Source organism: Sphingobacterium sp. 40-24, assembly GCF_001899705.1.
GTDB lineage: Bacteria > Bacteroidota > Bacteroidia > Sphingobacteriales > Sphingobacteriaceae > Sphingobacterium > Sphingobacterium multivorum.
Genome location: NZ_MKWH01000057.1, coordinates 56,850 through 68,420, shown reverse-complemented (window position 1 = coordinate 68,420; position 11,571 = coordinate 56,850). Strand labels below are relative to the sequence as shown.

Genomic DNA, 11,571 nt, shown 5'->3' with positions numbered 1-11,571 from the left:
TCACGCTGAGTCCGCTTTACATAATTTGTTCCTTCTTCCATAACGATTCTTTTTGTGTATCGATATTTCAGGACGAGACAATAGCCAAATAAAAAAGGAGTTGATCAAATAATCAACTCCTTTTTTATGATGTTTCCTAATGAAACACCACTTCAAGTACATTTTTTTCGATGTTGTTTTGATCCTTGGCCCCATCAAGCTTAACATGTGCTTTTGTTACCCCAAATTCTTTGGGTTCAAATTGCTTTTCGACAACAGCAGTGGTCGTAAAGCGCAATAGGGAATTTTCATCTTCATTGAGATAGGCATCAATTTCAAGAATACCTTCGTTTTCATCAAACACATAAGGATGCAGCAGATTGATCCCTTTCGGGATCCGTGGGCTCTTCCAAACGACAAATTTAGGGAGCGTTTTATCCATTGCATCAATTTTATTGTAAATGGCCTGCTGACAGGTAATTCCGGCAATTACTTTTGTTTTTCCGGTCTTATCGATCATATACTCTTTGGGATTTATGCGTATCTGCACTTTCGCCAATCCATTAAGTTTTCCTTCTGGATAGTTCAGCCCTACATGGATAGTCTCATTGCCACTATTTGCTAAAAAAGCCTCGCCTGAACCTTTGCTATAATTCACATAATTTTCCAGGCGGTACGTCAGGCCCTCCGCATCAGATTTCGCTTGTTGTTGATCAAATTTAATTTCCATCTTACGTAAAGGAACAAGCATCAGTTCCATACGCTGCAGGGGATTTTCAATATCAAAGCTATCTTTCTTCATTTGTTCCGCCTGGGGTAGCGTGGATATCGCCTTCCACAATGCAGCAGGTGAACTATCTTTGGTCAGATTCATCAACCTGATTAGTTCAGCAAAAGGCATATTGGGAAAAGTAACTTTTTGTACGATTACCGCAGCATTGATCCGTTTAGCAGAGCGGATATCCGTTGTTGTATTTGATTCTTCATGTAGCTTAACCTCTTTAGGTGTAGAGGATTGACAATTTTGAAAAAGAAGCGCTATGCCTAATAACGGGAAAACTAAGGCGTACTTTTTTAGATATTTTTCCATATCTATAGCTTTTTAAATGTAGTATAGACAAATTTACCTTATTTGACGCAGATATCACAGAAAAGCCCCGGAATTTATATCCGGGGCCTCTCTTATTTTGTTTATTTTGTGCTAGTAGGCAGGCTATTTGCGATACTTAATGTCCTTTTGGTTCAGCATCGATACGTTTAATATCTGCTCCTAATTTACGCAAGCGTTCTTCGATATCTTGATAGCCACGCTCTATCTGTTCGATATTGTGGATCACTGATTTTCCTTTGGCAGATAGCGCTGCAATCAATAAAGACACGCCGGCACGAATATCTGGCGAAGTCATTTCAATACCCCTCAGATGGTGTGATTTATTCAGTCCAATAACGGTTGCGCGGTGTGGATCGCACAAAATGATCTGAGCGCCCATATCAATCAATTTGTCGACGAAAAACAAGCGGCTCTCGAACATTTTTTGGTGGATCAATACATTTCCTTTTGCCTGAGTCGCCACAACAAGTACGATACTTAATAAATCGGGTGTAAAACCTGGCCAAGGTGCATCCGAAATCGTCAGGATAGACCCATCGATAAATGTATCGATTTCATAGGATTCTTGTGACGGGATAAAAATATCATCACCACGTAATTCAAATTTGATACCTAAGCGCGAAAATACAGATGGAATAACACCCAGTTCTTCAAAACATACATCCTTAATGGTAATTTCTGAACCGGTCATTGCCGCAAGTCCGATGAAAGAACCTATTTCAATCATATCAGGCAACATCCGGTGTGAAGTTCCGCCAAGGCGCTCTACGCCTTCGATGGTCAACAAATTAGATCCAATACCGGATATTTTTGCTCCCATGCGATTCAACATCTTACATAGTTGTTGCAAATAGGGCTCACAAGCCGCATTGTATATCGTTGTTGTCCCTTTTGCCAATACAGCAGCCATCACGATATTCGCTGTACCCGTCACAGAAGCTTCGTCCAACAGGATATAACTTCCCTTTAACTCTGTCGCGTCAACGTTAAAAAAATGGGTAGTCGCATCGTATACAAACTTAGCACCCAATTTTTCAAAGCCCAAAAAGTGTGTATCCAATCGTCTACGTCCGATTTTATCACCCCCAGGTTTCGGAATAGCGGCCTTTCCGAATCGGGCCAACAAAGGGCCGACAATCATGATAGAGCCGCGCAATCCACCGCCTTTTTCTTTAAATTCGGGTGACTGGAAATAGTCTATATTTATATCTTTAGCTTCAAAAACGTATGTGTCTTTATCTATACGATTAATTTTAACACCTAAAGCAGCCAATAGATCGATCAACTTATTGACATCCTTAATATCTGGGATATTACTGATAGTCATAGGTTCTTCTGTCAGTAAAACTGCAGAAAGGATCTGTAAGGCCTCATTTTTTGCTCCTTGAGGAATAATCTCTCCCTTTAACGGTTTTCCACCGATTATTTCAAATGCGTTCATTTATATATAAGTGATATCTTCTTAGTGTCATACCCCTGTTTTTGTATTTGCCTCGGGATATTTAGCCTTCCGTCTACTACACAAAGATGGAAGCCTCAAAGAACCATGCTACCGATTAAAGTGGTACGGTTCTAAAAAAAAGAAGGCAATTGTAAAGAAATCTGTTAATCACTTCGCAATTGCCTGCTTCTTTAAACGAAATCTTTAAGAACTAGCCCCGTTTGTTATTATAGTTACCCTGCGGCTTTCTGTTTCTGTTATTGTTGTTGTTGTCCCTGCCGTAGCTGTTGTTATTGTTGTCTCGACTATAGCTGTTGTTATTGCTTCCGTAGTTATTGCGCTTCGTATTATTGTTATTGTTACTTGTCATACGAGGCTTGCCACCACCTTTCGACTGGTGACCGGAATTATTGTTATTGCTATTGTTATTATTTCCGCCAGAATTACTATTAGCAGGACCTTTAACGCGATTTCCCGGAGGCGGAGTTTTAAAGTCAAGTTTAGTCAATACGGTACCCTCTGGTAAGGTCAATTGATAACCTGATAATTCTTTTAGATCCTGGATGATCAACTCGTCTGAAACAGAATCCTTATTCCAGGTCAGGTAAGCCATTTTCATAAAATTAGCGATACCGATGACCATCTGCTCTCTTTTGGCTTCGTCATTGGCCAATAACGCCTTTTCAATCATTTTCTCTACGGTAAAACCATAGTGCTTGAATCTAATGGAATGCTGCGGATAGCCTAAATGCTCAACTTCGTGTTTCACACTTTTCGCTGTGGCAATTGGATAAGGCGAGTCGATATCCAATTTAAAATCAGAGATAATCTGTAGGTGATCCCACAGTTTATGTTTAAAATCAGACACGTCTCTCAAATGTGGGTTCAATACCCCCATCATATCGATTACAATCTGCGCATGTTTATTTCTTTCTTCCTTTGTGGGTAAAGTACAGATGTAATCTACCATATTTTGCACATTGCGACCATATTCTGCAAGGATCAATTTTGGTCTAGTGCTGTTGTAGTCAAAGTTCATATAGCTAATATAAGTACCTAATTAAACGATTAAGATATCGTTTTGGTATTTTATTATTGAATTATTCTAAGTTTTGCAAATTTAAGCAACAATTGTTTCTGTCCCAACTCCTTAAAGAAAATAGTTGCTTTTATATCTCCTTTGTTTCCTTCGAGATTCACAACTTTACCAAATCCAAAGCGTTCATGTTCAACTTCCATGCCGACCTGAAGATTTGATGTATCTGAAGGAGCAAAACCCGCAGTAGGTTTGTGGGCTTTCGGCAGTATCGATGTTGTTTTAACCATGGGCTTAGGCTTAGGTTTAGAAAACGTATCATCACTGTCCTTTTGCTGCCATGCAATTCGTTCGCCTTGAAAACTTCCGGCTGAGGCAGAAGTTTGTCGTGGTTTAAAATCCAATGCAAGACATGCCGGATTCAATTCATCCAAGAAGCGACTAGGTTCGCAGTTATTCAGCGTTCCCCAACGATATCGCGAAGTAGCATACGAAAGTAGTAATTTTTTTTCAGCTCTCGTAACGGCAACATAAAAAAGTCTTCGTTCCTCTTCCAGTTCCGACCTGGAATTCAACGACAACTGGGAAGGAAATAGGTTTTCTTCCAAGCCTACAATAAAAACAATCGGAAATTCCAAGCCTTTGGAAGAGTGGATGGTCATCAATGATACAGTATCCGCATTTGGATCTTTATCATTATCGTCGTTTGTCAACAGGGCGATATCCTGCATATAGACGTCAAGTCCACGTTCTTCGATATCTTCCCGTTCCGAAAATTCCTTGATACCATTGAGGAGTTCCTGGATATTTTCGTAACGTGCCAACCCCTCTACCGATTTGTCTTCGTACAATTCTTTCAGAATACCACAGTGCTGTGCAATATGCATTGCGGTATCAAATGCGTTATTGTTTTTGGCCAGGGCCTGAAAACTCTGTATCATCTGTGCAAAACCACCGACAGACGTTGCGCTACGCCCATCTAGAAACTGGGCCGCATTTGCAACAACATCCCATATACGGTACTGATTCTGATCTGCAGCGATCATGATCTTCTCGATTGTCGTATCCCCTATCCCTCTACGCGGGTAATTGATCACACGCTTGAGTGCTTCCTCATCATTCGGGTTGAAGGTTAGTCTGAAATACGCGATCAGATCTTTAATTTCTTTCCGTTGATAGAAAGAAGTACCACCATAGATTTTATAAGGAATATTGATTTTGCGTAAGGCCTCCTCCATAGCCCTGGATTGGGCGTTTGTGCGATACAGAATAGCAAAATCCTTATAATTAAGTCCTTTTAACGATTTCTCTTCAATGATTTGATCGGCCACGATCTTACCTTCCTCATTGTCAGAGAAAGCACGTGAAACCTTGATCTTTTCGCCCTCTTCATTATCCGAAAAAACATTTTTCTCCAATTGATTCTGATTATTGGCAATCACCGAATTGGCCGCATTCACGATCATCTTCGTAGATCGATAATTCTGCTCTAGTTTAAAGATCTTAACATCCGGATAATCTTTTTGGAAATTCAGGATATTCTGAATATTTGCCCCACGAAATGCATAGATAGACTGTGCGTCATCCCCAACCACACAGATATTTTCATTGACTGCTGCCAGGCGTTTAACAATAAGATATTGCGAGAAATTGGTATCCTGGTACTCATCGACCATCAGGTACCGAAATTGATGCTGGTATTTATGCAGTACCTCTGGATGTTTATTTAACAATACATTTGTTTTAAACAACAGATCATCAAAATCCATTGCCCCAGCACGGTAACAGCGCTGTGCATAGGTCATATAAATCTGTCCCAATTGACCACGACCATTGGAAATATCCTCGGCCAATATGGCTTCATTCTTATTATATTCCTGCGGTGAGATCAGGTTATTTTTTGCCTGTGAGATACGTCCGTACACATGATTGACATTATACAGCTTATCATCGAGATTCATTTCCTTTAAAATGGCACGCAACAAACTTTTGGTATCATCCGTATCGTAGATGGTAAAGTTTCTGGGATAACCGATCAATTCAGCTTCTACACGGAGTATTTTTGCAAACACCGAGTGGAATGTTCCCATCCAAATATTTTTCGCTTCGCTCCCAACAACAGAAACGATACGCGCGCGCATCTCTTTGGCCGCTTTGTTGGTAAATGTTAATACCAAGATATTGAATGGATCAACACCTTTTCGAATCAAGTGTGCGACACGATAGGTAATGACCCGTGTTTTTCCTGAACCAGCCCCCGCAACAATCATCACAGGACCTTCTGTTTGCTCTACGGCTCCTCGTTGTGAAGGGTTTAAACCCGCTAAATAATCCAAATTAACTCCTTAAATTTTAAAACCTGAGAATAGGGTATAAAAGTACAAATTTCCTGTTGATCACTCAGGCTATTTTGCTAATATTTTTACACAAAAAAAACCGATAATCAAGATTATCGGTTTTTATATGCTCCAAGCAATATCTAGCCTCTGCTGTTATAATTTGGTGCTTCTTTCGTAATGGAAATATTATGTGGATGGGACTCTCTCAGCCCTGCTCCTGTAATACGAACAAATTGTGCTTCCTGTAATCTTTCGATTGTAGCAGCACCACAGTAGCCCATAGAAGCGCGTAATCCACCAATGTATTGATAAACAACCTCAGCCAGTGTACCTTTATATGGAACACGTCCCACAATACCTTCAGGAACCAATTTTTTGATATCATCTTCTACGTCTTGGAAATAACGATCTTTCGATCCTTTTTCCATGGCTTCGATTGAGCCCATACCGCGGTAAGATTTAAACTTACGTCCTTCATAGATAATTGTTTCCCCTGGAGCTTCTTCCACGCCTGCGAATAGAGAACCAGCCATAATGGTGCTTGCTCCAGCTGCGATTGCTTTTGCAATATCACCAGTCTGTTTGATACCCCCGTCTGCGATCAATGGCACGCCAGTTCCTTTAAGGGCTTTGGCAACTTCATAGACGGCATAAAGCTGAGGAACACCGACACCAGCAATGATACGGGTTGTACAGATAGAGCCCGGTCCGATACCTACTTTTACAGCATCTGCACCTGCTTCAGCCAAAGCTGTTGCTGCTGCACCTGTTGCAATATTTCCAACGATTACCTGTAGGTCAGGAAACTGCGATTTCACCAATTTCAACTTATCGATTACACCTTTAGAATGCCCATGTGCTGTATCGATTGTGACCACATCCACACCTGCTTTCACCAAAGCCTCCACGCGGTCAAGGGTATCGGGTGTAACGCCTACTGCAGCACCAACCAATAAACGACCATGGCTATCTTTGGCAGCATTCGGGTAATGCTTATATTTTTGTATATCTTTAAAGGTAATCAAGCCTTTCAAAATACCTTCTTCATTGACTACTGGAAGTTTTTCGATTTTTTCGTTTTGAAGAATTTCTTCCGCTTTCACCAAATCCGTTCCTTCGGGAGCAACCACAAGATTTTCCTTGGTCATCAATTCATTGATGGGACGGCTCATATCTTTTTGGAAACGAAGATCACGATTCGTTACAATACCGACCAATTGACCTTTTTCGTTCACAACAGGGATTCCACCAATCTTGTGCTCCTTCATAATATTGAAGGCATCACCCACCGTTGCTGTTGCCAATAACGTAACTGGATCCTGAATCATACCGCTCTCAGAGCGTTTTACTTTACGTACTTCAGCAGCTTGTTCTGCAATAGTCATGTTCTTATGTAACATACCAATACCGCCAGCTTGTGCAATCGCAATCGCCAAATCAGCACCGGTTACCGTATCCATTGCTGCAGAAACCAATGGAATATTTAATTTGATTTTTTTTGTTAGCGAAGTGCTCGTATCAACGTCACGGGGTAAAATTTCAGAATAAGCTGGAATTAATAAGACGTCGTCGTAAGTGAGACCTTCTGCTACGAATTTTTGTGGATCTAATTGCATGGCAAATATGTATTGGGTTTTCTATTTGCCAGGCAAATTTAAGAAAAATAAGCAATAATAAAAAATAAAAGATACAAATTACAATCGGAAGACAAATTAGAAACGTTATGAATTAAGCCTACATGACGGCCCCTATGTTGGCAATATCATTTTTGGCAAGCTATTTGCTTTTGTGTAACACGAAAAGTTATTTTAATTAATGAAAATATAAAGATAAGATAATTATGAAAAAGACATTACTCTCATTAGCTGCCGTCGCAGCATTAGCATTTGGCGCACAGGAAGCGAAAGCTCAGTCTCCATTTAGATCAGCGATAGGTGTTGTATTCGATGGTACAACAACTGACTTATGGGGTGTTCAATATAAGCAATCTTTTGGCGGTGCCAACATGGGACAAGCACAGGTGATGTTTGACGACCACGTGGTTGCTGTAGGTGCAGACTACCAATATGCAAGACCCTTCCAAGGCGTGAATGGTTTGGGATGGTATGCCGGCGTTGGTGCACAATTGACATTTATCGACGTAGGAGATAATATTACAAATGTTGCTTTACGTCCTCAACTAGGTTTGGAATTCAAAATTCCAGTTGCTCCGATTGCTTTCCACGCAGACTGGAAACCAGACTGGAGATTGAACCACAATAGTGATTTTGATGCATCAACATTTTCTTTTGGTATCAAATACACATTGAAATAATATAAGCAACTAAACAGTGTAAAAAGGTCCTTCTCGTCTTGAGTAGGGCCTTTTTTTATAAATAAAATCAATTAATATTTCTTTTTTTCTTCAATTCTCCTATTTTTATGCCGTTGACCTAATTGGCATAAATAAAACTTTTCATTCTACAAAAATTTTATACCTTTGCCATTCTTGGTAAAATGTGATTAAACGAGAACTAATTATCAATTACATAAACAGTATTTAACATTAAAATTAATACAATTATAACAGACGATGCAAGGTAAAGGGCTGATTAAACTTTTAGTGATAGTGGTGTCATTAGCGTGTCTACACTCCCTATCATTTACTTGGGTGACCCGCAATGTGGAGCGAGATGCTGAGAATTTTGCCAAAGGAGACTTGGCAAAAGAGAAAAGCTATCTCGACTCAATGGCAGGTGAAGTAGTGTACAATTTAGGTTTTGCAAAATACACCTATCGGGAAGCTAAAGCAAATGAACTCGCTTTGGGATTGGATTTGAAAGGCGGTATGAACGTAACCATGGAGATCTCATTGGACGAATTGATCCGCAATTTGGCGAACAATCCAAAAGATGAGAAATTCAACAAAGCGTTGGAACAGGCAGTGGCAAAAAGTAAAACGAGTGCAAAAACAGTCGTTGCTTTATTTATGGAGGAATACAAATCCATCGGTGCGACAACGCCACTTTCAACATTCTTCTCAACAAAAGACAATGCTTCTTTAATTAAACCGGGTGATTCAGACTCAAAAGTTGAATCATTCCTTCAAAAAGAAGCAGACAATGCCATCCAAAATTCTTACAAAGTACTTCGTACGCGTATCGACAAATTTGGCGTTGCATCTCCAAACATTCAAATTCAACAAGGTACAAACCGTATTTTAATCGAATTACCTGGTGTAAAAGATGAAAGCCGTGTTCGTAACCTATTACAAGGTTCAGCTAAATTGGAATTCTATGAGACCTATACGAATCAGGAAGTTTATCCAATATTAGAAAATATCGACAAAACTTTAGCTTCAACGTTAAAAGCTGCTCCAGCAGCTACGACAAATGCTGCTGCAGATACAAGCAAAAAATCAGATGATTTATTGTCTAATCTAACCGGTGGTAAGAAAGATGCTAAGAAAGACAGTGCTGCTGTAAATCTAGGTCAGAAAAATCCATTATTTGAAGTATTACGTCCAGCAGTTTATATGGGCGAAAACCAACAAATGGCGCTTATGCCAGGTTCAATGGTTGGTATTGCTTCTTTAAAAGATACAGCAAAAGTAAATGCTTATTTACAACGTCCAGAGGTAAAATCAATCCTACCTGGAAACTTAAAACTTTTATGGGCTGTAAAACCTGAGCAAAAGACACCTGAGCAACTATCATTATATGCAATTAAAGGGGCTGGACAAGATAATGGTGCTGTATTGACAGGAGATGTCATTACGGATGCAACAGCAAACTTTGATGAGAAAAATCAACCTGTGGTTGGTATGCAAATGAACAGCGAAGGTGCACGTGAATGGAAGAAAATTACTGCAAAAGCGGCTCAAAACAGAGATGCAATTGCTATCGTTCTTGATAATGTGGTTTATTCGGCTCCTTCTGTAAACGGTGAAATCCCAAATGGTAGTTCATCAATCTCTGGATCCTTTACGGTAGAAGACACCAAAGATTTAGCAAACGTATTGAAGGCAGGTCGTCTTCCAACGACTGCTAAAATTGTTGAAGAAGCTATTGTGGGACCTACTTTGGGTCAGGCTGCCATTGATGCGGGTGTTAACTCTGCTGTTATCGGTATTATCGTAGTAATGATCTTTATGATCGCTTACTACAATACTGCAGGTATCGTGGCAAACATTGCGGTATTGTTAAACGTATTTATCATTATGGGGGTATTGGCATCCTTAAATGCTGTACTCACCTTACCGGGTATCGCGGGTATCGTATTAACAATGGGTACTGCGGTCGATGCGAACGTCTTGATTTATGAACGTATCCGTGAAGAACTGGGCTTAGGAAAATCGATCCGTCAGGCTGTTGCAGATGGTTACAAACACGCTTTACCTTCCATCCTGGATTCGCAGATCACAACGTTTTTGATCGGTATTATCTTATTCTTATTTGGTAGTGGTCCAATCTTAGGTTTCGCAACAACATTAATGGTGGGTATAATTACTTCATTGTTTACTGCGATCCTTGTTACTCGTGTTATCTTTGAATGGATGTTGGCGAAAGATTTCAAAATCAAAGTCTCTTTCCCTTGGTCTGCAAATACCTTGCATAATGCAAACTTTAAATTCGTTCAGAAACGTAAAATCTTTTATGCGATTTCAATCGTTGCCGTGTTAATTTCTGCGGCATCAATTTTCACAAAAGGATTCAGTTTAGGTGTGGATTTCCAAGGTGGTCGTACGTATACTGTCCGTTATGATAAACCTGTGGACTTGGAAGCTGTACGTACAAACTTGGATGATATCTTCCAGAAAACAACAGAAGTAAAAGTCTTCGGTGCATCCAACCAACTGCGTATAACAACAACTTACCATATCGAAGAAACTTCGGACACTGCTGATAAAGAGGTATTGGACAAATTAAATCAAGGTTTATCAAAAGTAGATGCTTCCAATAAACATGAGATCCTTTCGTCTCAAAAAGTTGGACCAAGTATCGCTACCGACATCAAATCTAGAGCAACAAGTTCCGCAATTTTCTCTATCATCATTGTTGCAGCTTACATCTTGATCCGTTTCCACAAATGGGAATATTCGGTTGGAGCAGCTATTGCAACAATTCACGATGCGATTATTTTATTGGGATTATTCTCTATCTTGGATGGTATCGTACCATTCTCATTGGATATTGACCAACACTTTGTGGCGGCGATATTAACTGTAATTGCCTACTCGGTGAATGATACAGTGGTTGTATTTGACCGTTTACGTGAATTCGTATCGAAACCAAATGCACATAATGAAGATCTTGGCGATGTCGTAAACCATGCGATCAACTCTACTTTAAGTAGAACAATCATCACATCATTGACAATCGTGTTTGTTCTTGCTGTATTGTTTATCTTTGGTGGTGAAGTTATCCGTGGATTCTCATTCGCAATCTTAATCGGTGTTATCGTAGGTACATATTCATCGATTATCTTAGCGGCACCTTCGGTATATGACTTACGTAAAGGAAAGCATTTAGCAGAAGGTAATACAGCTAAAAAAGCTGAAGTCGTAAGACCATAATAGCTAATGTTAATAAAATAAAGAAGGGCGTTCGAATGAACGCCCTTTTTTTATTGCATTCAAATTACTTGTCACACTAAATATTTTAAATATATTTGTTACACTAAATAT

General features: G+C 39.7%; 7 protein-coding genes. 2 read left to right on the top strand and 5 right to left on the bottom strand.

The genetic code is table 11. The features are described from left to right. Positions 1-136 precede the first annotated feature (136 nt). The 5 genes from BGP15_RS21190 to guaB form a co-directional block, all read right to left on the bottom strand. Entirely contained in the window at positions 137-1,069 is a 933-nt protein-coding gene (locus BGP15_RS21190) for a hypothetical protein (protein WP_286770694.1), read from the bottom strand. Between the two features lie 136 nt (positions 1,070-1,205). Then, positions 1,206-2,531, bottom strand: coding sequence for a UDP-N-acetylglucosamine 1-carboxyvinyltransferase (gene murA / locus BGP15_RS21185; protein WP_286753218.1), 1,326 nt, complete (start codon positions 2,529-2,531; stop codon positions 1,206-1,208). A 211-nt stretch (positions 2,532-2,742) separates the two neighbouring features. Next, the gene (locus BGP15_RS21180; RefSeq protein ID WP_286753217.1) at positions 2,743-3,570 is read right to left on the bottom strand and encodes a DUF4290 domain-containing protein; all 828 of its coding nucleotides are present in this window, start codon (positions 3,568-3,570) and stop codon (positions 2,743-2,745) included. A 53-nt stretch (positions 3,571-3,623) separates the two neighbouring features. Continuing rightward, positions 3,624-5,903, bottom strand: coding sequence for an ATP-dependent helicase (locus BGP15_RS21175; RefSeq protein ID WP_070565989.1), 2,280 nt, complete (start codon positions 5,901-5,903; stop codon positions 3,624-3,626). Positions 5,904-6,046: 143 nt separating this feature from the next. After that, the gene (gene guaB, locus BGP15_RS21170; protein ID WP_070565990.1) at positions 6,047-7,522 is read right to left on the bottom strand and encodes an IMP dehydrogenase; all 1,476 of its coding nucleotides are present in this window, start codon (positions 7,520-7,522) and stop codon (positions 6,047-6,049) included. A 224-nt stretch (positions 7,523-7,746) separates the two neighbouring features. Here guaB and BGP15_RS21165 point away from each other — a divergent pair, with 224 nt between their 5' ends. After that, positions 7,747-8,220 carry a hypothetical protein gene (locus BGP15_RS21165; RefSeq protein WP_070565992.1) on the top strand — a complete coding sequence of 158 codons (474 nt, stop codon included), beginning with the start codon at positions 7,747-7,749 and terminating at the stop codon, positions 8,218-8,220. Positions 8,221-8,478: 258 nt separating this feature from the next. After that, positions 8,479-11,460 (top strand): protein translocase subunit SecDF, encoded by a 2,982-nt coding sequence (gene secDF, locus BGP15_RS21160; protein WP_286770693.1) that lies wholly within the window; start codon positions 8,479-8,481, stop codon positions 11,458-11,460. Positions 11,461-11,571: the final 111 nt, after the last annotated feature.

Excerpts from the sequence above, each read along its gene's own strand:
- BGP15_RS21165 (WP_070565992.1), top strand. The coding sequence starts at position 7,747 with ATGAAAAAGACATTACTCTCATTAGCTGCCGTCGCAGCATTAGCATTT.
- secDF (WP_286770693.1), top strand. The coding sequence starts at position 8,479 with ATGCAAGGTAAAGGGCTGATTAAACTTTTAGTGATAGTGGTGTCATTA.
- murA (WP_286753218.1), bottom strand. The coding sequence starts at position 2,531 with ATGAACGCATTTGAAATAATCGGTGGAAAACCGTTAAAGGGAGAGATT.
- guaB (WP_070565990.1), bottom strand. The coding sequence starts at position 7,522 with ATGCAATTAGATCCACAAAAATTCGTAGCAGAAGGTCTCACTTACGAC.
- BGP15_RS21180 (WP_286753217.1), bottom strand. The coding sequence starts at position 3,570 with ATGAACTTTGACTACAACAGCACTAGACCAAAATTGATCCTTGCAGAA.
- BGP15_RS21190 (WP_286770694.1), bottom strand. The coding sequence starts at position 1,069 with ATGGAAAAATATCTAAAAAAGTACGCCTTAGTTTTCCCGTTATTAGGC.